The 23,317-nt window shown below is 68.2% G+C and carries 25 protein-coding genes; 18 read left to right on the top strand and 7 right to left on the bottom strand.

From position 1 onward, the window contains the following. The 4 genes from lpqB to secA all read left to right on the top strand — a co-directional run bounded on the left by lpqB (window position 1) and on the right by secA (window position 6,287). On the top strand, window positions 1-1,749 hold the full coding sequence (gene lpqB, locus ACJH6J_RS04430) for an MtrAB system accessory lipoprotein LpqB (RefSeq protein WP_346414821.1): 1,749 nt from the start codon (window positions 1-3) through the stop codon (window positions 1,747-1,749). Between the two features lie 35 nt (window positions 1,750-1,784). Continuing rightward, the gene (locus ACJH6J_RS04425; RefSeq protein ID WP_406801412.1) at window positions 1,785-2,414 is read left to right on the top strand and encodes a ComF family protein; all 630 of its coding nucleotides are present in this window, start codon (window positions 1,785-1,787) and stop codon (window positions 2,412-2,414) included. Window positions 2,415-2,757: 343 nt separating this feature from the next. Next, window positions 2,758-3,390 carry a ribosome hibernation-promoting factor, HPF/YfiA family gene (gene hpf, locus ACJH6J_RS04420; protein WP_406774253.1) on the top strand — a complete coding sequence of 211 codons (633 nt, stop codon included), beginning with the start codon at window positions 2,758-2,760 and terminating at the stop codon, window positions 3,388-3,390. Between the two features lie 128 nt (window positions 3,391-3,518). Then, complete coding sequence (gene secA, locus ACJH6J_RS04415; protein WP_318984101.1) at window positions 3,519-6,287, top strand: preprotein translocase subunit SecA; 2,769 nt, start codon at window positions 3,519-3,521, stop codon at window positions 6,285-6,287. 5 nt (window positions 6,288-6,292) lie between these two features. On the opposite strand, the gene ACJH6J_RS04410 is transcribed toward secA, so the two are convergent. Further along, a complete protein-coding gene (locus tag ACJH6J_RS04410; RefSeq protein ID WP_318984102.1) occupies window positions 6,293-6,793 on the bottom strand; it encodes an Rv3235 family protein in 501 nt (166 codons plus the stop codon). A gap of 181 nt (window positions 6,794-6,974) precedes the next feature. On the opposite strand from ACJH6J_RS04410, the gene ACJH6J_RS04405 reads away from it, so the two are divergent. The 5 genes from ACJH6J_RS04405 (at window position 6,975) to ACJH6J_RS04385 (ending at window position 11,956) form a co-directional block, all read left to right on the top strand. Continuing rightward, entirely contained in the window at window positions 6,975-8,387 is a 1,413-nt protein-coding gene (locus ACJH6J_RS04405; RefSeq protein ID WP_318984103.1) for a wax ester/triacylglycerol synthase family O-acyltransferase, read from the top strand. A gap of 14 nt (window positions 8,388-8,401) precedes the next feature. Continuing rightward, window positions 8,402-8,911 (top strand): DUF6912 family protein, encoded by a 510-nt coding sequence (locus ACJH6J_RS04400; RefSeq protein ID WP_318984296.1) that lies wholly within the window; start codon window positions 8,402-8,404, stop codon window positions 8,909-8,911. An 85-nt stretch (window positions 8,912-8,996) separates the two neighbouring features. Then, the gene (locus tag ACJH6J_RS04395) at window positions 8,997-10,139 is read left to right on the top strand and encodes a ferredoxin reductase (protein ID WP_318984104.1); all 1,143 of its coding nucleotides are present in this window, start codon (window positions 8,997-8,999) and stop codon (window positions 10,137-10,139) included. A 93-nt stretch (window positions 10,140-10,232) separates the two neighbouring features. Beyond that, a complete protein-coding gene (locus tag ACJH6J_RS04390; protein ID WP_318984105.1) occupies window positions 10,233-11,492 on the top strand; it encodes a fatty acid desaturase in 1,260 nt (419 codons plus the stop codon). Between the two features lie 59 nt (window positions 11,493-11,551). After that, window positions 11,552-11,956: a hypothetical protein gene (locus ACJH6J_RS04385; protein ID WP_318984106.1), complete on the top strand. Its 405-nt coding sequence runs from the start codon at window positions 11,552-11,554 to the stop codon at window positions 11,954-11,956. On the opposite strand, the gene rsgA is transcribed toward ACJH6J_RS04385, so the two are convergent. After that, entirely contained in the window at window positions 11,953-12,930 is a 978-nt protein-coding gene (rsgA, locus tag ACJH6J_RS04380; protein WP_318984107.1) for a ribosome small subunit-dependent GTPase A, read from the bottom strand. The genes ACJH6J_RS04385 and rsgA overlap by 4 nt on opposite strands. Window position 12,931: 1 nt before the next feature. Further along, the gene (aroA, locus tag ACJH6J_RS04375) at window positions 12,932-14,206 is read right to left on the bottom strand and encodes a 3-phosphoshikimate 1-carboxyvinyltransferase (RefSeq protein ID WP_318984108.1); all 1,275 of its coding nucleotides are present in this window, start codon (window positions 14,204-14,206) and stop codon (window positions 12,932-12,934) included. 18 nt (window positions 14,207-14,224) lie between these two features. Between aroA and ACJH6J_RS04370 the strand changes: the two genes are divergently transcribed. Further along, window positions 14,225-15,025 (top strand): SOS response-associated peptidase, encoded by an 801-nt coding sequence (locus ACJH6J_RS04370; protein ID WP_318984109.1) that lies wholly within the window; start codon window positions 14,225-14,227, stop codon window positions 15,023-15,025. Beyond that, window positions 15,022-16,491, top strand: a complete 1,470-nt coding sequence (locus tag ACJH6J_RS04365; protein WP_318984110.1) for a class I SAM-dependent methyltransferase — start codon at window positions 15,022-15,024, stop codon at window positions 16,489-16,491. Before ACJH6J_RS04370 ends, ACJH6J_RS04365 begins: the two co-directional genes overlap by 4 nt. 2 nt (window positions 16,492-16,493) lie before the next feature. On the opposite strand, the gene ACJH6J_RS04360 is transcribed toward ACJH6J_RS04365, so the two are convergent. Beyond that, a complete protein-coding gene (locus tag ACJH6J_RS04360) occupies window positions 16,494-17,255 on the bottom strand; it encodes a methyltransferase domain-containing protein (protein WP_318984111.1) in 762 nt (253 codons plus the stop codon). A gap of 31 nt (window positions 17,256-17,286) precedes the next feature. Between ACJH6J_RS04360 and ACJH6J_RS04355 the strand changes: the two genes are divergently transcribed. The 3 genes from ACJH6J_RS04355 to ACJH6J_RS04345 are packed head-to-tail and all read left to right on the top strand — an operon-like array spanning window position 17,287 to window position 18,646. Next, window positions 17,287-17,520 (top strand): hypothetical protein, encoded by a 234-nt coding sequence (locus tag ACJH6J_RS04355; RefSeq protein WP_318984112.1) that lies wholly within the window; start codon window positions 17,287-17,289, stop codon window positions 17,518-17,520. Further along, window positions 17,517-18,401 (top strand): oxygenase MpaB family protein, encoded by an 885-nt coding sequence (locus ACJH6J_RS04350; protein WP_318984113.1) that lies wholly within the window; start codon window positions 17,517-17,519, stop codon window positions 18,399-18,401. Before ACJH6J_RS04355 ends, ACJH6J_RS04350 begins: the two co-directional genes overlap by 4 nt. Further along, window positions 18,401-18,646 (top strand): hypothetical protein, encoded by a 246-nt coding sequence (locus ACJH6J_RS04345; RefSeq protein WP_318984114.1) that lies wholly within the window; start codon window positions 18,401-18,403, stop codon window positions 18,644-18,646. Before ACJH6J_RS04350 ends, ACJH6J_RS04345 begins: the two co-directional genes overlap by 1 nt. Here ACJH6J_RS04345 and ACJH6J_RS04340 read toward each other — a convergent pair. Beyond that, the gene (locus ACJH6J_RS04340) at window positions 18,643-19,491 is read right to left on the bottom strand and encodes an NAD(P)-dependent oxidoreductase (protein ID WP_212806575.1); all 849 of its coding nucleotides are present in this window, start codon (window positions 19,489-19,491) and stop codon (window positions 18,643-18,645) included. The genes ACJH6J_RS04345 and ACJH6J_RS04340 overlap by 4 nt on opposite strands. A 23-nt stretch (window positions 19,492-19,514) precedes the next feature. Continuing rightward, entirely contained in the window at window positions 19,515-20,006 is a 492-nt protein-coding gene (locus ACJH6J_RS04335) for an aminoacyl-tRNA deacylase (RefSeq protein WP_212806574.1), read from the bottom strand. Window positions 20,007-20,216: 210 nt separating this feature from the next. Here ACJH6J_RS04335 and ACJH6J_RS04330 point away from each other — a divergent pair, with 210 nt between their 5' ends. Both ACJH6J_RS04330 and rsrA read left to right on the top strand, forming a co-directional pair. After that, window positions 20,217-20,843: a sigma-70 family RNA polymerase sigma factor gene (locus ACJH6J_RS04330; RefSeq protein WP_168176135.1), complete on the top strand. Its 627-nt coding sequence runs from the start codon at window positions 20,217-20,219 to the stop codon at window positions 20,841-20,843. Then, entirely contained in the window at window positions 20,843-21,154 is a 312-nt protein-coding gene (gene rsrA / locus ACJH6J_RS04325) for a mycothiol system anti-sigma-R factor (RefSeq protein WP_212806573.1), read from the top strand. Before ACJH6J_RS04330 ends, rsrA begins: the two co-directional genes overlap by 1 nt. Before the next feature lie 55 nt (window positions 21,155-21,209). Here the strand turns inward: rsrA and ACJH6J_RS04320 are convergent, their stop codons facing one another. Continuing rightward, on the bottom strand, window positions 21,210-21,284 hold the full coding sequence (locus ACJH6J_RS04320; protein WP_085976028.1) for a 50S ribosomal protein bL37: 75 nt from the start codon (window positions 21,282-21,284) through the stop codon (window positions 21,210-21,212). A 137-nt stretch (window positions 21,285-21,421) separates the two neighbouring features. Here ACJH6J_RS04320 and ACJH6J_RS04315 point away from each other — a divergent pair, with 137 nt between their 5' ends. Both ACJH6J_RS04315 and ACJH6J_RS04310 read left to right on the top strand, forming a co-directional pair. Beyond that, entirely contained in the window at window positions 21,422-21,637 is a 216-nt protein-coding gene (locus tag ACJH6J_RS04315) for a biotin/lipoyl-binding carrier protein (RefSeq protein ID WP_036421130.1), read from the top strand. Window positions 21,638-21,664: 27 nt separating this feature from the next. Continuing rightward, window positions 21,665-23,158, top strand: a complete 1,494-nt coding sequence (locus tag ACJH6J_RS04310; RefSeq protein ID WP_212806572.1) for a sensor histidine kinase — start codon at window positions 21,665-21,667, stop codon at window positions 23,156-23,158. Window positions 23,159-23,317 lie beyond the last annotated feature (159 nt).

Below are 23,317 nucleotides of genomic sequence, written 5' to 3'. Positions count from 1 at the left end.
CTGGCGCTCTGCGCGGTGCTGATGCTGGTCCTGACGGGGTGCGCCGGCGTACCCAGTTCGTCGGCACCACAGGCCGTGGGCACCGTCGACCGGCCGGCGCCGCGCAACCTGCCGACGCCGTCGCCCGGCATGGACCCGGACCTGCTGCTGCGCGAATTCCTCAAAGCCACCGCCGATCCCGCGAACCGGCACCTGGCGGCGCGCCAGTTCCTCACCGAATCGGCATCCCGGTCGTGGGACGACGCCGGTAGCGCCCTGCTGATCGACCGCGTTGTGTTCGTGGAAACCCGTGGCACGGACAAGGTTTCGGTGACCATGCACGCCGACATCCTGGGCTCGCTGTCGGACGTCGGGGTGTTCGAGACGGGGGAGGGCGCGCTGCCCGACCCGGGCCCCATCGATCTGGTGAAGACGCCGCGGGGCTGGCGCATCGACAAGCTGCCCAACGGGGTATTCCTGGATTGGCAACAGTTCCAGTCCACCTACAAACGCGACACGCTGTACTTCGTCGACCCGACCGGCAAGACCGTCGTGCCCGACCCGCGCTACGTCGCGGTGTCCGACCCGGACCAGCTCGCCACCGAACTCGTCACCAAGCTGCTGTCCGGACCGCGGCCCGAGATGGCAAGCAGCGTACGGAATCTGATGGCCGCACCGCTGCGGTTGCGGGGTCCGGTGACGCGGGCCGACGGCGGCAAGACCGGTGTCGGACGCGGCTACGGCGGCGCCCGCATCGACCTCGAGAGCCTGTCGACCACCGACCCGCACAGCCGGCAACTGCTTGCGGCGCAGATCATCTGGACGCTGTTCCGGGCCGGGGTCAACGGCCCGTACGTGATCAACGCCGACGGCGCCGCCCTCGACGACCGCTTCGCCGAAGGCTGGAACACCTCCGACGTCGCGGCCACCGATCCGGGTGCCGACCCCGGCGCCGCGGCCGGCCTGCATGCTCTGGCCGGGGGATCGCTGGTGTCGCTGGAAGGTGACAACGCGCCGCGGGTCGCCGGGGCGTTCGGCCAACTGCCGGGCCAGACCTCGGCGGCGTTGTCGCGTAGCGGGCAGGAGGTCGCCTCGGTGGTGACGCTGCGGCCCGGCGCCCCGGACATGGCGCAGTCGCTGTGGGTGGGTCCGGTCAACGGCGACGCCGCACAGGCGCTCGACGCGCATACGCTGTCGCGTCCCAGCTGGTCGCTCGACGACGCGATCTGGATCGTCGTCGATGGCGCCAACGTCGTGCGCGCGATCCAGGAGGCGGCGTCAGGCCAACCCGCCCGCATTCCTGTCGACTCGTCGGCGGTGGCCACCAAATTCCCCGGCCCGATCAGCGCGCTGCAGTTGTCGCGGGACGCCACCCGCGCCGCGATGGTGATCAACGGCCAGGTGATCCTGGCCAGCGTCGAGCAGCGCGAGGGCGGCCAGCTCGCGCTCACCTATCCACGCCGGCTCGGTTTCGGCCTGGGCAACACGGCGCTGTCGCTGTCCTGGCGCACCGGCGACGACATCGTCGTGACCCGCACCGACGGCGCGCACCCCGTGTCGTACGTCAACCTCGACGGCGTCAACTCCGACGGGCCCACCAGGAACCTGGTCGTCCCGGTGTCGACCGTGGCCGCGAACACCTCGACGGTGTACCTCGCCGACCAACGTGGCGTGCTCCAGCTGTCGGGTTCGGCAGCGGACAACAACCTCATGTGGACCGATGTCCGGCCGCTGATGGTCGCGGGCGCACTGCCCGTGCTTCCTGGCTGAATCAATCTGTCGTACCCCCGCGCCATGCTGGCCTCATGCTCGACCTCGTCCTGCCCGTCGAATGCGGTGGCTGCGGTGCGCCGTCGACCCGCTGGTGCCCCGCCTGCGCGGCGGAACTGACCGTCCGCCCCGACGAGCCGCACGTCGTCTCGCCGCGGGAGGACCCCGGCATCCCGGTGTTCGCGCTCGGGCGCTACGCCGGGGCCAGAAGGCGCGCCGTCGTCGGGCTCAAAGAACATGGCCGCACCGATCTCGTCGCACCGCTCGCCGACGCCGTCGCCGCGGCGCTGCGGACGCTGATCGCCTGGGGCCTGATCGTGCCGCCGCTGACGGTGGTGCCCGCGCCCACCCGGAGTCTGGCCGCCCGGCGCCGCGGCGGCGACCCCGTCGCGAAGATCGCCCGCACCGCGGCCGCGGGTCTACCGGGAATGACGGTCCAGCCGGCATTGGCCATGCGGGCCTTCGCGCGCGACTCGGTGGGCCTCTCCAGCGCGCAGCGCCAGCGCAACATCCGCGGCCGCGTCCGACTGCGCACACCGGTGCGCGGGGAGGCCGTCGTGTTCGACGATGTGGTGACGACGGGTGCGACGGCAGCTGAGGCCGTTCGGGTCCTGCAAACATCCGGAGCGCAGGTGGCGGCGGTGCTCGCAATAGCACACGCGTGACCCTCCAGGCGGCATGACACGGCCGGAGGAGTACGTACATCAACTCGATATGAAGTTCTCAAAACCGGTATGCGAAATCGGTGGCACGACTAGGTGAACTCGGACTACCGTCGGCTGCAACCACCCGTGAAGCCTCACGGCGGTACCGACATATTCACTCGGTGCCAAATCGCTAACAGCGGTAGGAGGTGAGTACTCAACACCTTGCGCCGGGCTGCGGCGACTTGCAGACCCGCTCGGCGCGTAGTTCAGACCGTGTGCAAGAAGAGCCACACGTGCACTGCGAGAGAGAAGCGAGTTGCTAAGCATGACAACCCAATCCGTGGATTCTGCCCGCTCGACCATGTTTGCCGACGACACCGAGCCTGCGCCCGAACCGCACGCCGACGTCGTCGTCAAGGGCCGCAACGTCGAGGTCCCCGAACACTTCCGCATCTACGTTTCCGAGAAGCTCGCTCGATTGGAGCGCTTCGATCGCACCATCTACCTGTTCGATGTCGAACTCGACCACGAGAAGAACCGGCGCCAGCGCAAGAACTGCCAGCATGTCGAGATCACGGCACGCGGCCGCGGGCCGGTCGTTCGCGGCGAAGGCTGCGCCGACAGCTTCTACGCGGCCCTCGAATCGGCCGTCGGCAAACTCGAGAACCGGCTCAGGCGCAGCAAGGACCGCCGCAAGATCCACTACGGCGACAAGACGCCGGTGGGCCTGGCCGAGGCGACGTCCATCGTCCCGCCCGAGGATCTGCCGGAGGTGCCGAACCAGACCGCAGCCGCCGAGGTCGACGACCATGTGCCCGGTCAGGTGGTCCGCGTCAAGGAACACCCGGCCAACCCGATGACGGTCGATGATGCGCTCTACGAGATGGAGCTGGTCGGACACGACTTCTTCCTGTTCCATGACAAGGAGAGCGACCGGCCGACGGTGGTCTACCGCAGACATGCCTATGACTACGGATTGATCCGTCTGTCCTGAGGTCCCGCTGATGCGCCCCCGGCCGAACCGCCGGGGGCGCACTCTTATCTGCCGATTCCGCCGGTCACCTACGATGGTCACGTCTAACCCGCCGACGTATATCCGTTCCAGACCCACAGGGGAAAAGCGTGCTGTCGAAGTTGCTCCGCATCGGTGAAGGCCGCATGGTCAAGCGCCTGCAAAAGGTCGCCGACTATGTCAACACCTTGTCCGATGACGTCGAGAAGCTGTCGGACGACGAGCTGCGCGCCAAGACCGAAGAGTTCAAGAAGCGCATCGCCGGTGGCGAGTCGCTCGACGACCTGCTGCCCGAGGCCTTCGCCGTCGCCCGCGAGGCGGCCTGGCGCGTGCTGGACCAGCGCCACTTCGACGTCCAGGTGATGGGCGGCGCGGCGCTGCACTACGGCAACGTCGCCGAGATGAAGACCGGTGAGGGCAAGACCCTGACCTGTGTGCTCCCGGCCTACCTCAACGCGCTCTCCGGCAAGGGTGTGCACGTCGTCACCGTCAACGACTACCTGGCCAAGCGCGACAGCGAGTGGATGGGCCGCGTGCACCGCTTCCTCGGCCTGGAGGTCGGGGTGATCCTGTCGCAGCTGACGCCGGAGGAGCGTCGCGCCGCGTACAACGCCGACATCACCTACGGCACGAACAACGAGTTCGGCTTCGACTACCTGCGCGACAACATGGCGCACTCGGTCGACGACATGGTCCAGCGCGGCCACAACTTCGCCATCGTCGACGAGGTCGACTCGATCCTCATCGACGAGGCCCGTACCCCGCTGATCATCTCCGGCCCCGCCGACGGCGCCTCGAACTGGTACACCGAGTTCGCGCGCATCGCGCCGCTCATGGAGAAGGACGTCCACTACGAGGTCGACATCCGCAAGCGCACCATCGGTGTGCACGAGGCCGGCGTGGAGTTCGTCGAGAACCAGCTGGGCATCGACAACCTCTACGAGGCCGCCAACTCACCGCTGGTCAGCTACCTGAACAACGCCATCAAGGCCAAGGAACTGTTCCAGCGCGACAAGGACTACATCGTCCGCGACGGCGAGGTCGTCATCGTCGACGAGTTCACCGGCCGCGTGCTGGTCGGCCGCCGCTACAACGAGGGCATGCACCAGGCCATCGAGGCCAAGGAGCACGTCGAGATCAAGGCCGAGAACCAGACCCTGGCCACCATCACGCTGCAGAACTACTTCCGCCTCTACGACAAGTTGTCCGGTATGACCGGTACCGCCGAGACCGAGGCCGCTGAGCTGCACGAGATCTACAAGCTGGGCGTGGTGCAGATCCCCACCAATCGGCCCATGATCCGTCAGGACCAGTCCGACCTGATCTACAAGACCGAAGAGGCCAAGTACATCGCCGTCGTCGACGATGTGCAGGAGCGCTACGAGAAGGGCCAGCCGGTTCTGATCGGTACCACCAGCGTGGAGCGGTCGGAGTACCTCTCCAAGCAGTTCACCAAGCGCCGCATCCCGCACAACGTGCTCAACGCCAAGTACCACGAGCAGGAAGCCAACATCATCGCTGAGGCCGGCCGGCTGAAGGCCGTCACGGTCGCCACCAACATGGCCGGTCGCGGTACCGACATCGTGTTGGGCGGCAACGTCGACTTCATCGCCGACGCGCGGCTGCGCAAGCGTGGCCTGGACCCCGTCGAGACGCCCGACGAGTACGAGGCGGCCTGGCACGAGGAGCTGCCCAAGGTCAAGGAGTTGGTCGAGGAAGAGGCCAAGAAGGTTCGCGAGGTCGGTGGCCTGTACGTGCTGGGCACCGAGCGCCACGAGTCCCGTCGTATCGACAACCAGCTGCGCGGTCGCTCCGGCCGTCAGGGTGACCCGGGCGAGTCCCGGTTCTTCCTGTCGCTGTCCGACGAGCTGATGCGCCGCTTCAACGGCGCCACCCTCGAGGCGCTGCTGACCCGCCTGAACCTGCCGGACGACGTGCCGATCGAGGCCAAGATGGTGACCCGCGCGATCAAGAGCGCGCAGACCCAGGTCGAGCAGCAGAACTTCGAGGTCCGCAAGAACGTCCTCAAGTACGACGAGGTGATGAACCAGCAGCGCAAGGTCATCTACCGCGAGCGCCGGGCGATTCTCGAGGGTGAGGACGTGCAGGACACGGCCCACAAGATGCTGGTCGACGTCATCACCGCCTACGTCGACGGCGCCACCGCCGAGGGCTATGCCGAGGACTGGGATCTGGCCAAGTTGTGGGACGCGCTCAAGACGCTGTACCCGGTGGGTCTGGACTACCACAACCTGATCGACTCCGATGCTGTCGGCGAGCCGGGCGAGCTGACCCAGGAAGAGCTGCGCGACGCGCTGATCGCCGACGCCGAAAAGGCTTACGCCAAGCGCGAAGCCGACCTGGAGGCCATCGCCGGGCCCGGTGCCATGCGGCAGCTGGAGCGCAGCGTCCTGCTGAACGTCATCGACCGCAAGTGGCGCGAGCACCTCTATGAGATGGACTACCTCAAGGAGGGCATCGGCCTGCGGGCCATGGCGCAGCGCGACCCCCTGGTCGAGTACCAGCGCGAGGGCTTCGACATGTTCACGGGCATGCTCGAAGGGTTGAAGGAGGAGTCGGTCGGCTTCCTGTTCAACGTGCAGGTCGAGGCTCAGCAGGCGCCGCAGGTGGCTCCGGTCGCCGCGCCGCAGGGGCTCGCGCAGTTCGCCGCGGAGGCCGAGCAGAACGCTGCCCAAGAGCAGGCCGCGCCGGCCGCGTTGCGCGCCAAGGGAATTGAGGACAAGGCCCCGGCCATGACCTACAGCGGCCCGGCCGAGGACGGGTCCGCGGAGGTTCGTCGCGAGGGCGGCCGGCACGCAGCGGGCCCGGGCTCACGCCGGGAACGTCGTGAGGCCGCGCGCAAGCAGAAGCGGCGCTGACCCGCTCAACCCAGCTGCAGGGCCACGAATTGCCAACGCCCGCCGAGTATTTCGATGCGTCCGGCGGCGGCATGCAGTCGTGGCCCGCGGCTGAAGGTGGCGAACACCTCGACGGCCGTGGGTGACCCGTCCTGTTCGCGGGCGGTGCGTAGCCGCACCCGGCGCAGCGCGGCGGTGCCGTCGGTCCTGGTGCGGCGGGGCCATGACGACATGGCGTCGAACAGCGTGGCGGTGACCAGCGGGCGCACTTGCGCCATCGGCCGCCGGCGGTCGCTGACCTCCAGGACCCGGCGCAGTGCGGCGTCGGCGAACATCAGTGCGGCGCTGGGCGGCGCGACCTCGAGCGGCGACCCGACAGCGGATCCGGTGGCGCAATCCGGTTCGGGATCGGCCACCACCTGGAGCCGGTTGGGGACACGGACCGGCGTGCCCGTCTCGATCGGCGCGGGCTCGTAGTCGACGATCGGCACCGTCAGGTCGACGTCGATGCGGGTCGATGCGGTCATGAAATCTCTCCAGCGGTCGGTCCGGTGCATGAGGCGCATCTGCTGGAGAGTCGCAGACCGCTAAATCATCGCACCGGTTTCACCAGGTGCTCGACGCCAATTCGCCGATCCGGTGCTGCGGGGGACCGGTCCCGGGGATACCGTGACGGGGTCGTTCAGGAGGTGAAGGGGGAGCGGCTGCATGGTGACCCGGTTGTCGGCGTCGGACGCGTCGTTCTACGGGCTGGAAGACTCATCGACACCCATGTACGTCGGGACGCTGTCCATCTTGCGGCGACCGCGGGCCGGCCTGAGCTACGAGACACTGCTGGCGACCGTCGAGGCCCGGCTCCCGCAGATTCCGCGCTACCGGCAGAAGGTCCGCGAGGTCACGCTGGGCCTGGCCCGGCCGGTCTGGGTCGACGACCGCGACTTCGACATCACCTATCACATCCGGCGCTCGGCGCTGCCGTCTCCGGGCAGTGATGCCCAGCTCCACGATCTGGTGGCCCGGCTGGGCTCGCGGCCGCTGGACAAGACCCGGCCGCTGTGGGAGATGTGCCTCGTCGAAGGGCTCTCCGACAATCGCCTGGCGATCTACACCAAGACCCACCAGGCGCTCGTCAACGGCATGACGGCGCTGGAGATCGGGCACGTCATCGCGGACCGGACCCAGAAGCCCCCCGAGTTCGGCGAGGACATCTGGATCCCGGGCCGCGAGCCCAGCGATGCCTCGCTGCTGCTGGGCGCCATCGGGGAGTGGATCACGCGTCCGACGGCGCAGTTGGCCGCCGTGCAGTCGGCGGCGGCGGACATGATCTCGAGCACCGAACAGTTCGTCGAGGCCGGCCGGCGGGTCATCGACATGGCGCGCACGCTGGTACGGGGTACCGCCCCGAGCAGCCCGCTGAACGCCACCGTGTCCCGCAACCGGCGGTTCACCGTCGCCAAGCACGAGCTGGAGGAGTACCGCCAGCTGCGGACGCGCTTCGACTGCGACGTCAACGACGTGGTGCTGGCGGTGGTGACCGGCGCGCTGCGGAACTGGCTGATGTCCCGCGGTCAGTCGGTGTCGACGGGGCTGACGGTGCGGGCCATGGCGCCGATGTCGGTTTATCCCGAAACCGACCACCTCGAGACCGCCGGGCCGGGGCAGGCGATCAGCGAGGTGACGCCGTTCCTGGTCGACCTGCCGGTGGGCGAGAACAACGCGCTCGTGCGGCTGTCCCAGATCGCGCACGCCACCGAGACGCAGGCCACCACGACCACCCCGGTCGACGCGCGCACCATCGTCACGCTGTCGGGCTTCGCGCCGCCGACATTGCACGCCATGGGCACCCGGGTCGCGACGAGTTTCCCGGCGCGGCAGTTCAACCTGTTGATCACCAACGTGCCGGGCGCGCAGAAGCAGATGTACGTCGCGGGCACCAAGTTGCTGGACACCTACGCGGTGCCACCGCTGCTGAACAATCAGGTGCTGGCGCTCGGCATCACGTCGTACAACGGCAGCCTGTACTACGGCATCAACGCCGACCGCGAGGCCATGAGCGACGTCGACGTGTTTCCCAGCCTGCTGCGCGAAGCGCTCGACGAGCTGCGGGAGACGGCGCGCTGATCGCTTAGAGTGCCCTGGTGCGCGTCTACATTCCGGCGACCCTGGCCATGCTCACGCAACTCGTGGCAGACGGGGTGATGCCGGCCCGCAGCGGTACCGCGTTCGCGGTGACGCCGACCCTGCGTGAGGCGTACGCGCACGGCGACGAGGACGAGCTGGGCGAGATCGCACTGCAGGAAGCGGCCCTGGCGTCGCTGCGGCTACTGGCCGGCGAAGGGGTCGGCGAGGACGCCGGCTTGCCGCCGCGGCGGGCGGTGCTGGTGGCCGAGGCCGAGGGTGTGACGGTGCGCCCCGATCTGGACGACGCCGTGGTGCGTCTGGCCGGGCCGGTCAAGCTGGCCGACGTGATCGCGGCGTACGTCGACAACTCGGCGGCCGAGCCGGCGGTGCTTGCTGCGGTGGCCGTCGTGGACGCTGCCGACCTCGGCGACGAGGACGCCGAGCTCACCGTCGGAGATGCGCAGGATCATGATCTGGCGTGGTACGCCGCTCAAGAGTTACCGTTCTTGTTGGAGCTGCTGTAGCCCTTGCGCCTCGCCTGCAGGGGTAGCTACTTGAGCGTAGGTTACGGTACCGTAGGTTAGGACGACCAACCGAGCGGGAGTGAACGTGGCCAAGAACAGCATCAAGGTCTCGGCCAATGTGGTCGACACGGTGCGGCCCACGGTGGCCGGCGCCAAGGAGCGGCCGGGCTGGCACGCGCTGCGCACGCTCGTCGGGCGCATCACCACACCACTGTTGCCGGACGACTACCTCAAGCTGGTCAATCCGCTGTGGTCGGCACGGGAGCTGCGCGGCAAGGTCGTCGACGTGCGCCGGGAGACCGAGGATTCGGCAACCCTGGTGATCAAGCCGGGCTGGGGATTCTCCTTCGATTACCACCCGGGGCAGTACATCGGCATCGGTCTGCTGGTCGACGGCCGCTGGCGGTGGCGTTCGTACTCGCTGACGTCGAGCCCGGTGGAATCGCGCGGCGACCACACCATCACCATCACGGTGAAGGCCATGCCCGAGGGCTTCCTGTCGACCCACCTGGTCGGTGGCGTGGCGCCCGGCACCATCGTGCGACTGGCCGCGCCGCAGGGCGAGTTCGTCATGCCGGACCCCGCGCCGGGCAAGGTCTTGTTCCTGACCGCCGGCTCGGGCATCACCCCGGTGATGTCGATGCTGCGCACCCTGGCGCGCCGGGACCAGATCACCGACATCGTCCACCTGCACTCTGCCCCGACTGCGGCCGACGTCATCTTCGCCGATGAGCTGGCGAAGCTGGCCAAGGATCACCCGAGCTACCAGTTGCGCGTGCGGGCCACCCGTACCGAGGGGCGCCTCGACCTGACCAAGCTGGACGAGGAAGTCGCCGACTGGCGGACGCGCGAAGCGTGGGCGTGCGGCCCGGAGGCCATGCTGCACGACGCCGAGCGCGAGTACGAGGCAGCGGGGCTCGGGGTGCGGCTGCACCTGGAGCGCTTCGCGGCGTCGCGGGCTGCGGTCGAGGGCACCGGTGGTTCGGTGACGTTCGAGCGCAGCGGAAAGACCGTCGTCGCCGATGCGGCGACATCGCTGATGGAGGCCGGTGAACAGGCCGGCGTGCAGATGCCGTTCGGCTGCCGGATGGGTATCTGTCAGTCCTGCGTGGTGGGTTTGCTGGAGGGGCACGCGCGAGATCTGCGGACCGGAGAGGAACGGGAACCCGGAAGTCGGGTGCAGACGTGCGTTTCGGCTGCGGCCGGCGACTGCGTGCTGGATATTTAACAAAACCGCAGATCTGGGAAATATAGAATTTGCTGTCTAGCAACCTACGGTTGAGTAGGTTACGCTAGCGTAGGTAACTGGAAGGAGGTCGATATGGCAGTCACTGACGTACCTGAGTTCGCGCACCTGACCGAAGCCGATATCGAGGCTCTGGGCGTCGAGCTGGACGCGATCCGGCAAGACATCGAAGAATCCCGCGGCGTCCGCGACGCCCGGTACATCCGCCGCACCATCGCGGCACAACGTGCTCTCGAAGTAGCCGGCCGTCTGCTGCTGTTGCGCAGCTCGAAGCGGGCGTACTGGTGGGCCGGGGCAAGCACCCTGGGCGTGGCCAAGATCATCGAGAACATGGAGATCGGCCACAACGTCATGCACGGCCAGTGGGACTGGATGAACGATCCCGAGATTCACTCCTCGACGTGGGAGTGGGACATGAACGGGGTCTCCAAGCACTGGCGGTTCACCCACAACTTCATGCACCACAAGTACACGAACATCCTCGGGATGGACGACGATGTGGGCTACGGCCTGCTGCGCGTCACGCGTGACATCAAGTGGAAGCCGCACCACCTCTTCAACCTCGGGTTCAACACCGTCCTGGCGTTGCTGTTCGAGTGGGGCGTCGGTCTGCAGCACCTGGAGCTCGGCAAGATCTTCAAGGGCCGCGACGACCGCAAGGCGACCATGGTCCGCGTGCGTGAGTTCAGCACCAAGGCCGTGCACCAGCTGACCAAGGACTACGTCGCGTACCCCGCACTCACGTCCCTGTCCCCGGGTGCCACGTACAAGTCGACGATGAAGGCCAACTTCCTGGCCAACGTCATCCGCAACGTGTGGGCCAACGCGGTGATCTTCTGCGGCCATTTCCCCGATGGCGCAGAGAAGTTCACCAAGACCGACATGGTCGGCGAGTCCAAGGGCGAGTGGTACCTGCGCCAGATGCTGGGCAGTGCCAACTTCAACTCGGGCCCGGTGCTGCGCTTCATGAGCGGCAACCTGAGCCACCAGATCGAGCATCACCTGTACCCGGACCTGCCCAGCAACCGGCTGCACGAGATCTCGATCCGCGTGCGGGCGCTGTGCGAGAAGTACGACCTGCCCTACACCACCGGGAACTTCCTGGTGCAGTACGGCAAGACGTGGCGCACCATCGCCAAGCTGTCGGTGCCGGACAAGTATCTGATCGACACGGTCGACGACGCCCCGGAGACCCGGAGCGAGCGGATGTTCGTCGAGCTCGACGAGAGCTTCGGCGCCATCGACCCGGCGACCGGCAACAAGCGCGGTCTGAAGACGGCGATCGCCACCGTGCGTGGCCGCCGCCGTCGGGCCAAGCGCGTGGCCGCCGCCTAGCAAGTCCCGTGAAAACCCCCAAAACCACCAGGTTTTGGGGGTTTTCGCGTTCTCTGGTCGTGCCGGGGGTGGCACTCGCCGTCGCCTGCACACCGGGACAGGCGCGACCCGACACCGCCACGGCGCAACTGGGCCACGAGTTCGTCCTCGCCGGCGGGCAGGACGCGATGGTCGACGGCGCCGGGCTGCGGCTGAAATTCGATCGGGTGCTTGATGATTCGCGCTGCCCGAAGCGGGTGTCATGCGTATGGACGGGCGCGGCCCGGATCGCTGTCGTCGTCACCCCCGACGGTCAGCAGCCGACCACACTGGAGTTCGACACCAATCCCGCACCGGGGCAGACCCACCTGACCGATACGGTCGGCGGGTACATCGTCGAATTGCGCTCGCTGGACCCGTATCCCGAGACGCCGGGCACCATTGCGTTGACGGACTACCGCGCGACGATGCTGGTGGCCCGCTAGTACGCCGGCTCGTTCAGCACCGCGAGGAGGCGACGAGCCGCTTCGACGCGGTCGACGGCCGGGCCGGTGAGCGTGTCGAGCGCGCATTCCGGGTCGGCCGGTGGCCCCATGTGCCCGCAGCCGCGGGGGCAGTCCTCGATGGCCTCGGCGAGGTCCGAGAACGCCATCAGCACGTCGTCGGGCTGGATGTGCGCGAGGCCGAAGGACCGGATGCCCGGGGTGTCGACGACCCAGCCGTCGTCGAGCGGCAGCGCCACCGACTGTGTCGACGTGTGCTTGCCCTTCCCGACGCCCGACACCTCACCGGTGGCCCGGTCTGCCTCGGGCACAAGGCGATTCACCAGCGTCGACTTGCCGACACCGGAATGGCCGAGCAGCACGGTGACCTTGCCCTCGAGCAGGGGCGCGACGGCGTCGAGCGGATCGTCGCGGCCGGCGGTGATGATCGTCAGGTCCAGGCCGGCGAACTCGGCGGCGAACGGCTCGGCCGGCGCCAGATCGTTCTTCGTCAGGCACAGGATCGGCCGCAGCCCACCGACGTACGCGGCGATCAGGGCACGCTGCACCAGCCCGGCGCGCGGCGGCGGATCGGCCAGGGCGACGACCATCAACAACTGGTCGGCGTTGGCGACCACCACCCGTTCGGTGGGGTCGGTGTCATCGGCGGTGCGGCGCAACACGGTTCGGCGTTCGTCGCGGCGCACGATGCGGGCCAGGGTGTCGGGCTTGCCCGACAGGTCGCCGACGATGCCCACCGAGTCGCCGACCACGATCGGGGTGCGGCCCAGTTCACGGGCCCGCATCGCGGTGACGATGTGGTCGGGATTGCCGTCCAGCGCGCAGCCCCAGCGGCCGCGGTCGACGGTGACGACCATGGCCTCGCGGGCGTCGGCGTGCGTCGGCCGGTTCTTGGTGCGGGGACGCGAACCCTTGCCCGAGCGCACCCGGACATCTGATTCGTCGTACTCCCGCAAGCTATTTCCCGGCCAGCAGGTCTGCCCACATACCGGGGAAGTCCGGCAGCGTCTTGGCCGTGGTGGCGATGTCCTCCACCTGCACGCCGGGCACCCGCAGGCCGATGATCGCGCCGGCGGTGGCCATCCGGTGGTCGGCGTAGGACCGCCAGGTGCCTTCGTGCAGCGGCACGGCCGTGATGACCAGACCGTCGTCGGTCTCGCGGCACTGGCCGCCCAGCCCGTTGATCTCGGCGGTCAGCGCGGCAAGCCGGTCGGTCTCGTGCCCGCGCAGGTGCGCGATGCCCGACAGTGTCGACACCGAACCCGGGCTCGCCAGCGCGGCGAGTGCGGCCATCGACGGCGCCAGCTCGCCGACGGCCTTCAGATCGGCGTCGAAGCCGCCGTAGCTCTGCGCGCCCCGGACCTCCAGGTGCGAATCGACCACCTGCACAACGGTGTTCAGCTTGTCCAGCAATTCGAGAATGTCGCCCGACGGCTGCACGCTCTGCTGCGGCCAGTGGGCCAGCCGCACCGTGCCGCCGGTCACCGCGGCGGCCGCGAGGAACGGCACCGAGTTCGACAGGTCGGGCTCGATGGCCCAGTGCCGCGCCGCGATCGGCCCGGGCGCCACGTGCCAGCGGTTCGGCTCGCTGTCGTCGACCTCGACGCCCGCTTCGCGCAGCATCGTGATGGTCATCTCGACGTGCGGCTGTGACGGCACCGCCGCACCGGTGTGGATGACCGTCAGGCCGTCACGGAACGTGGCCCCCGACAACAACAGTCCGGACACGAACTGCGACGACGACGACGCGTCGATCCGGACCTCGCCGCCGGCCACCGACCCGGTGCCCGACACGGTGAACGGCATGCCGTCGCCGTCGATGTCGACGCCGAGGCCGCGCATGGCGTCGAGCAGCGGGGTGATGGGGCGCGTCTTGGCCTGCTCGTCGCCATCAAAGGTGACGACATGACGACCGACGGCCGCGACCGGCGGGACGAACCGCAGCACGGTGCCGGCCAGGCCGCAGTCGATGCGCACGTCCCCGGACGGGGCGATGGCGCCACCGACGGTCAGTTCCGTGCCGTCACCCGTGATCGTCACGCCGAGGGCCTGCAGCGCGCCGATCATCAGGTTGGTGTCGCGGCTGCGGAGCGCGCCGCTGACGGTCGAGGTGCCCTGCGGGGTCGCCAGGGCTGCCAGGATCAGCGCTCGGTTGGTCTGCGACTTCGATCCCGGCACGGTGACAGTGGCCTGCACCGGACCGGTCACCGACGGTGCGGGCCAGAGTTCCATGCCCCTATCCTGCCTGGTATGTGCGGGCGATTTGCAGTCACCACCGACCCGGCGCTGCTGGCCGAGAAAATCCAGGCTCTGGACGAGACCAATGCCAAGGCGTCGGACGCCGCCAAAGACGGCGGTGAACAGGGCAGCACGACGCCGTCGGCCAACTACAACGTCGCGCCGACCACGACCATCAGCACCGTGGTGCGGCGGCATTCCGAGCCCGACGACGAGGCCACCCGCCGGGTCCGGTCGATGCGCTGGGGCCTGATCCCGCCATGGGTGAAGACCACGGCCGACGGCGCGCCCGACACCAAGGGGCCGCTGCTGATCAACGCACGCGCCGAGACGCTGACCACGTCACCGGCGTTCCGGGGCTCGGCGAAATCGAAGCGCTGCCTCATCCCGATGGACGGCTGGTACGAGTGGCGGCCCAACCCGGCCGCCGACGGCAAGAAGGCCACCAAGACGCCGTTCTACATGCACGCTGCCGACGACGATCTGCTGTTCATGGCGGGTCTGTGGTCGACGTGGCGGCCGGCCGGCGCGCCCAAGGACAGCCTGCCCCTGGTCAGCTGCACCATCATCACGACGGAGTCGGTCGGGCCGCTGGCCGGCATCCACGACCGCATGCCGCTGACCATCAGTGCCGGCGACTGGGACCGCTGGCTGGACCCCGACGCGCCCATCGACGAGGGCCTGCTGCGCGGCCACGGCGACCTGGACCGCATCGTCACCCGTGAGGTGTCCAAGTTGGTCAACAGCATTCGCAACAACGGCCCAGAACTCATCGAGCCCGCCAAGAACGAACCCGAAGGAACCCTGTTTTGACCGCCCTGGACCCGTTGTTGGTGGAAGCCCTCGGCGCTGATCTGCGCTCGGCCGGATACACCACCGACGGGGTGGCCGAACTGCTCGGCGACGACGCGAACGCCGCCATGGGCCGCGGCGTGTGGTGGCCGGCGCTGCGGGCCACGTCCGGCGGCGGTCGCCTGGCCACGCTGGTGCGGCTGTTCCTCCTCGGCACCGACGAACCCGTGGACCAGGTGCAGGCGGCGTTCCCGTCGGCCGGCCTGGCCGAGCTGGCGACGGCGGGCGTACTGCGGGTGGACGACACCGTCCGGGCGATTCTCGACATCCGCCCGCATTCGGACGGGATTCGCGATTTTTTCGTCGTCTCCGACCAGGATGCCGCCCTGCGCGGCGGGCCGGTCGAGCACGAGCATGTGCTCGGCATCGGAGGTGCGTCGATGTCGTTGGCGCGGGCCGTGATTCGCACCCCGGTGCAGCGTGCGCTCGATCTGGGCACCGGCTGCGGCATCCAGGCACTGCACCTGAACGGGCACTGCGCCGACATCGTCGCCACCGACACCAACCCGCGGGCGCTGACGCTGGCACGGGCCACCGCGGGGCTCAACGGCATGTCGTGGGACCTGCGGCCCGGCAGCCTGTTCGAGCCGGTGGCGGGGGAACGGTTCGACCTGATCGTGTCCAACCCGCCGTTCGTGGTGGGCGCCGGTGCCCAGGACTACATCTACCGCGATTCGGGCGTGGCCGGAGATGGGCTGTGCCGCACCATCATCGAGAACGTCGGCAACTACCTGACGCCCGGTGGCACCGCGCAGATCATGGCCAATTGGATTGTCCGGGACGACGATTGGCGGACCCGGGTGCAGGACTGGCTGGCCGGCACCGGACTGCACGCCTGGGTGGTGCAACGGGAACTGGCCGACCCGGTCAGCTATGTGTCGCTGTGGCTGGCCGATGCGGGGGAGTCCGCGGAACAGATCGCGCAGCGCGGCGCGGACTGGCTGGACTGGTTCGACGCCGAGGGCATCACCGGGATCGGCATGGGACTGATCTCGCTGCGCGTGCCGCGTCCCGGTGAAGCGCCCGAGCAGATCCTCGAGGAGATCACCGACGAACCCATCACGGGCATCGAGGTGGAGGCGTTCTTCGCCCGTCGCGCCTACCTGCGCGACACCTCGGACGAGGCGCTGCTGGCCGCCCGGCTGTCGACCGCTCCGGTACTGCTGGAACAGCATTCACTGCCGGGGCCGGATGGCTGGCAGGAGATCGGGTGCGCGGTCCGTCGTCCCGGCGGGCCGGGCGCGGTCCTCGGGGTGGACGAGGTGTTCACCGCGCTGCTGGCCGGCTGCCGCGGTGAGGTGCCGCTGGGCACACTGATCGGGCTGCTCGCCGCGCATCACGGTGTCGATGCCGACGCCCTGGCGGAGGCGGCGCTGCCGGAGATTCGCGAGGCCATCGCCCGCGGAATCCTGTATCAGGCCAACTGAATTCAGCTCCGGCGCCGCGCCGTGATCACCGCGTACGGCGCGTCGAAGGCGACGGTGCCGTCGGGCGATTCGTGCGCGGTGAACGCTGCGGTGAAGGCCGCGATGAGTCGGCTCCGGGTCTCGTCGTCCAGGTACGTCAACGTGGTGACGTGCATGGGTGATTCGTCGGTGACGAAGCGCACCGCGTCCGCCACGGAGCCGAATCGCCAGACGAGAACCCTGTTTTCGATGGCGACGTCGGCGAAATCGGTGTCCAGCCGCTCGTGGACGAGCTCGGGTACGCCCCACTGATCGGGTGAGTACGGGCCGGGCTCTGGTTGCCCCAGAACCTCGACGACCGGGGTGAAGAACGGATTGTCCCCGGCCTTGACCCATGTCGAAAACCCCAGGGCGCCACCGGGTTTGAGCAGTCTTGCCAGCTCGGCGACCATCGTTGTCGGTTCGACGAAGATGACGCCCATGTTGGACACCGCGGTGTCGAAGGAGGCGTCGGGCAGTCCGGTGGCCGACGCGTCTGCAGCGACCCACTCGACAGCCTCACCTCCGGGTTTGGCCGCGGCGATGGCGAGCAACTCCGGCGTGATGTCGACACCGGTGACCTGGGCGCCGAGGCCGGCCGCGTGCAGCGACGCGTTACCGGTCCCGCAGGCCAGGTCGACCAGTGCGGTGTCCGGCCCATGCGGCACCGCGTCGACCACCTCGAAGGCGATGGGTGCGATGAATTCGGCGACGGCCTCATACCGTCCGACTGACCACGTCGACATGCGGCCACTGTATGCCTAGGTTGAAAGCACCATGACCGACGACGAAGAACGTGCAGCGGGCATCTTCGGTTTCGAGATGACGATCGCGGAGTGGCTGGGCACCGCCGCCATGCTCGCCGCGCCGTATCTCGTGCTCGGCGTGCTGTGGGCCGTGACCCACACCGGCGCGTTCGAAGCGGCACACGGCCCCGAGCGCGTGCTGGTGTTCGCCCGGACCGTGGTGTTCTGGCCGATGCTGCTGCTGACGAACATGTGCCTGCCATGACGAGCGACCCATCCGCGCTGACGCTCGCGGACTGCCGCATCCAGATTCGGCGCCGCACCGCGCGCTGGGACGAGTACCCCGTGACCATCGCCGACGCCGCCGACTTCTGGGGCGCCGCGGCCAGCGCCGCGAACGTCATCATGCAGCTGTCGTGGCCGGGTGTCGGGTACGGCGTGGTGGAGAGCAAGGTGGATTCGGGGAACCTGCTCAAACATCCGTGGAAGCGCGCCCGCACCACGTTCCAGTACCTCGCGGTGGCGATCCTGGGCAATGACGAGGACCGGGCCGCCATGCGCAAGGCCGTCGACACCGCGCACCGGCAGGTGCAGTCCGGCCCCGACAGCCCGGTGCGCTACAACGCTTTCGACCGCGACCTGCAGATGTGGGTCGCCGCATGCCTGTTCGTCGGCATGGAGGACGTCTACCAACTGCTGCGCGGCGAGCTGACACCCGAACTGGCCGAACAGTTCTACCGGTCGGCGGCCCCGCTCGGCACCACGCTGCAGGTCACCGCCGACCAGTGGCCGGCCACCCGGGCCGATTTCGACGACTACTGGACGGCGGCCTGCGCCAAGGTCGCCATGGACGACGCCGTCCGCAGTTACCTGACGGACCTCGTGCGCCTCAAGATGATCAATCCGGTTCTGGCACTGCCGTTTCGGCCGCTGCTGGCGTTCCTCACCGGAGGTTTCCTGGCACCGGTGTTCCGGGACGCGATGCGCATGTCGTGGGGCAGCGGCCGCCAGTATCTGTTCGAAACGCTGTTCCGGCTCGTCGCATTCGTCAACCGGTTCCTGCCGCTGTTCATCCGGCAGGCCGGCAGCTACGTGCTGCTGGCCTACGTCCGCAGGCAGATTCGCCGAGATGGGGAGTTGATCTGATGCGGCGCTTGCTCAGCCGGCGGGTCAGTGTCGGCGCGATGGCCGAATTCCTGCTGTGGCTGGCGCTGCCGTACCTGCTGATCGGGATGGCCTGGACGTTTCTGCACCCGCACGCGGTGCAGCAGGTGCAGAAGCAGTGGGACCGGGCATTTCCCGCGATCGCGCCACTGGCCGCGCTCGTCGAGGTGACGGTGGCGTGGCCGCCCATGGTCGCGGGCGTCGAGATCTGCCCGGCCTCCGATTAGGGGCCGGTGTATCCGGGCGGGTTGGGGGTGTCCACCCACAGGTCGACGCCGAGCTCGGCGTTCGGGGTGCAGTTGTACACCGACAGGTCGGTGACGCCGGATTCCAGCAGCACGTCCTCGCAGAGCAGGCTCTGCCCGGTGTATTCCCGGGCCGGCTTGTTGAAGATGGCGTAGGCGGCGTCGGAGTACACCTCGGGCTTGCGGGCCTTGGCCATCGCCTCGTCACCGCCGAGCAGGTTCTGCACCGCGGCGGTGGCGACCAGGGTGCGGGGCCACAACGTGTTCGAGGCGATGCCGGCCTCGCGCATCTCTTCGGCGATACCCAACGCGCACAACGTCATTCCGTACTTCGCCATCATGTACGCGGTCGGCTTCAGCCACTCCGATTCCATCCGGATGGGCGGCGACAGGGTCAGGATGTGCGGGTTCTCGCGGCCCTTCATGTGGGGGATACACGCCTGCGAGACGGCGTAGGTGCCGCGGATCTGGATACCGTTCATCAGGTCGAAGCGCTTCATCGGCACCTCTTCGATGGAGCCGAGGTTGATGGCCGAGGCGTTGTTGACGCAGACGTCGATGGCGCCGAACTGTGCGACCGCCTGGGCCACGGCGGCGGTGACCGAGTCGGGGTCGCGGACGTCGCCGACGATCGGCAGCGCCTGGCCACCGACCTCCTCGATCTCCTTGGCCGCGGTGTAGACGGTGCCGTCCAGCTTGGGATGGGGTTCGGCGGTCTTGGCGAGCAGCGCGACGTTGGCGCCGTCGGCCGCGAACTTCTTGGCGATGGCCAGACCGATGCCACGGCTGGCACCGGAGATGAACATGGTCTTCCCGGACAGTGTCATGCGCACACCCTATGCCGCCGGAGTTACCGCGGAGTACATATCTCGGCAGTCACCGCCGAGGTGGCGGCCACCAGGTCTGCGGGGGCCAGCACGAGGTCCAATCCGCGTTTGCCGGCGCTGCACAGCACCCGGTCCCAGTCGAGTGCCGACCGGTCCACGACCGTGGGCAGCGATTTGCGTTGCCCCAACGGGGAGATGCCGCCGACGACATAGCCCGTGGCGCGTTGTGCGGCGGCCTGCTCGGCCATCTCGGCCTTGGGTACGCCGAGCGCCGCGGCGGCGGCCTTGAACGACAGCTTGTCGGGGACGGGCAGCACCGCGACGGCCAGGCCACCGGGGATCGCCAGCACCAGCGTCTTGAAGATCTGCGCCGCGACGAACCCCTCCGCCGCCAGCTCGATGACGGCCTCGTCGCCGAACGACGTGGCCCGCGGGTCGTGCCGGAACTGCCGGATCTCGTAGCCGATTCCCGCGGCCTGCAGGGCCTTGATCGCCGGTGTTGCCGCGCTCGCCATGGCTGGCAAGCGTAGAGGCCGGGAACAACTGTGTGGTGCGGTGCTGTTACTCCCGTCAGCATGGTCAATTAATGGCTCGCGAACTTGTCGGTCGCAGCCTCTAGGATCGGACGGAAGGGGACACAGGTGCCAACGGCATGTCTGGAACGTCCGGTCGAGTTACCGGACCTGTTGCGTGGCGCCGCGACAGAAGGGACGGTCTCGATCACGATGACCGACATCGACGGGCTGGGTTCCGCGGTCGAGAGCGACGCGGAGCTGACGGCGCGGTTCGAGCGCGATGCGATTCCGCTGCTCGATCAGCTCTACGGCGGTGCGCTGCGCATGACGCGCAATCCTGCGGACGCCGAGGACCTGGTCCAGGAGACCATGGTGAAGGCCTATTCGGCCTTCCACTCGTTCCGTGAGGGCACGAACCTCAAGGCGTGGCTGTACCGGATCATGACCAACACGTACATCAACAGCTACCGCAAGAAGCAGCGGCAGCCTGCGGAATACCCGACTGACGAGATCACCGACTGGCAGCTGGCGTCCAACGCCGAGCACTCGTCGACCGGTCTGCGGTCAGCTGAGGTTGAAGCGCTGGAGGCACTGCCGGACACTGAAATCAAGGCGGCGCTGCAAGCGTTGCCGGAAGAGTTCCGGATGGCGGTGTACTACGCCGACGTCGAGGGCTTCCCGTACAAGGAGATCGCCGAAATCATGGATACCCCGATCGGGACGGTGATGTCCCGCCTTCACCGTGGCCGCAAGCAGCTGCGTGAACTGTTGACGGGCGTCGCCCGCGACCGGGGCTTCCTCCGTGGAGAGAGCCTCGACACCCAGGAGGTGTCCTGATGGGCGAGGAGTTCACGCGCCCCGAGGGGCACGACTTCCAGCCGCCGATCGGCCCGGTCGACCCGGAGCATCCCGAATGCGCCGCGGTGATCGCCGAGGTATGGACGCTGCTCGACGGCGAATGCACCACGGAGACGCGCGACAAGCTGCGGGTCCACCTGGAGGAATGCCCCACCTGCCTGCGCCAGTACGGCATCGAGGAGCGGGTGAAGGCACTGATCGCCACCAAGTGCAGCGGCGAGAAGGCTCCTGAGGGCCTGCGGGCGCGCCTGAAGCTCGAGATCAGCCGCACCACCATCGTCCGCGGCTGACAACGAAAAACCGCCCGGTTCCGTGAGGAGCCGGGCGGTTTTTTGAAGGCGTGGGTCAGGCGTTGGGACGCCGGCCGTGGTTGGCCTTCGAGTGCTTACGGTCACGCTTCTTGCGGCCACGCTTGGCCATGATGGTCCTCCAAAGGTTCGGTTGCTCGCCCTACAGTGTCGCACGGCCACGCCACCCAATTGCAAACCGTGGTGCTGTGGTGCAATAGAGGCCGCAGGCACCGCCTGCGTACAGATACGTAGACGAGTGGGGTGAAGATGGCCGAGGACGTTCGCGCTGAAATCGTGGCCAGTGTGCTCGAGGTCGTGGTTCGCGAGGGCGACCAGATCGGCGAGGGTGACACGGTGGTGCTCCTCGAGTCGATGAAGATGGAGATTCCGGTGCTGGCCGAGGTCGCCGGCACGGTGACGTCCGTCAACGTGGCCGTCGGCGACGTGATCCAGGCCGGCGACCTGATCGCCGTCATCGGCTAGGCAACCCCCAGAACGGGATAACGAGACGTGTCCACACTCGGTGATCTGCTCGCCGAGCACACGGTCCTGCCCGGCAATGCGGTCGACCACCTGCACGCCGTGGTCGGTGAATGGCAGCTGCTTTCCGACCTGTCGTTCGCCGATTACCTCATGTGGGTCCGGCGCGACGACGGGGCACTGGTGTGCGTGGCCCAGATTCGGCCCAACACCGCGCTGACGGTGCTGTTCGCCGACGCGGTCGGGACCATCAACTCGGCCGCGGACATGCCCGCCGTCACGGCGGCCTTCGAGACCGGGCTCATCGGCCGGGGAGCCGAAAGCGCTGCCGTACAAGGTGATTCGCGTCTGAACCTGGAGGCCGTCCCGGTCCGCTACGGCAATGACGTGGTCGCGGTGCTCACGCACCAGACTGCGCTCGCCGACCGCCGCAAGGTGGCGCCGCTCGAGCGGGCCTATCTGGACTGCGCCCGCGATCTGCTGCGCATGCTGGCCGAGGGGACGTTCCCGAACGTCGGTGACGTGCCGATGTCGCGGTCCAGCCCGCGCGTCGGTGACGGCCTGATCCGGTTGGACGTCGACGGGGTCGTGACGTTCGCCAGCCCCAACGCCATCTCGGCTTATCACCGCATGGGGCTGGCCACCGAGCTCGACGGCCAGAACCTGATCAGCGTCACCCGTCCGCTGATCTCCGATCCCTTCGACGCGCAGGAATTGGCGAACCACGTCCGGGATCTGCTGGCGGGCGGCTCCAGCATGCGCATGGAGATCGATGCCGGCGGCGCCGCGGTGCTGCTGCGCACCATCCCGCTGTCCGTGGGCGGGCAGGCCGTGGGCGCGGCGGTACTGGTCCGCGACGTCACGGAGATCAAGCGGCGGGACCGCGCGCTGTTGTCCAAGGACGCCACGATCCGTGAGATTCACCACCGGGTGAAGAACAACCTGCAGACGGTGGCGGCATTGCTGCGCCTGCAGTCCCGGCGCATGAACAACGCCGAGGCGCGGGAGGCGCTGCTGGATTCGGTGCGCCGGGTGTCATCGATCGCGCTGGTGCACGACGCCCTGTCGCTGTCGGTGGACGAGGAAGTGAACCTCGATGAGGTGATCGACCGCATCCTGCCGATGATGAACGACCTGGCCTCGCTGGGCGCCCCCATCCGGGTGCGGCGGGAGGGTGATCTGGGTGTCCTGGACGCCGACCGCGCGCACGCGCTGATCATGGTCATCACCGAGCTGGTGCAGAACGCCATCGAGCACGCTTTTGATCCGAGTACCGAGCAGGGCAGCGTGACCATCAAGTCGGACCGGTCGGCGCGCTGGCTCGACGTCGTCGTGCACGACGACGGCCATGGGTTGCCCGACGGCTTCACCCTCGAGAACTCGGACCGGCTGGGGCTGCAGATCGTGCAGACGCAGGTGTCGTCGGTGCTCGACGGGACGCTGAGCATGAATGCGGCGCCGGGTGGTGGCACGGATGTGGTGCTGCGGGTGCCCATCGGTCGCCGCGGCCGAGCCGCGCAGTAGGTACAGCGGCCGGGCCGCGCAATAACCCAGCCGTGCAATATGTTTCGCGTTTGGTCACCCGCCGCGAGCGTGCACACAGATCACGAAAATCGCTGATTCGACGATCTGACGGCACATTCGCGAGCGGGGCCGGCCATCGGCCCTGCCCCACAAAAAATG

It is taken from the genome of Mycobacterium sp. SMC-18, assembly GCF_045310895.1.
GTDB lineage: Bacteria > Actinomycetota > Actinomycetes > Mycobacteriales > Mycobacteriaceae > Mycobacterium.
Note: the sequence above shows the minus strand (reverse complement) of the source record. Positions and strands in the feature narration are given on the sequence as shown.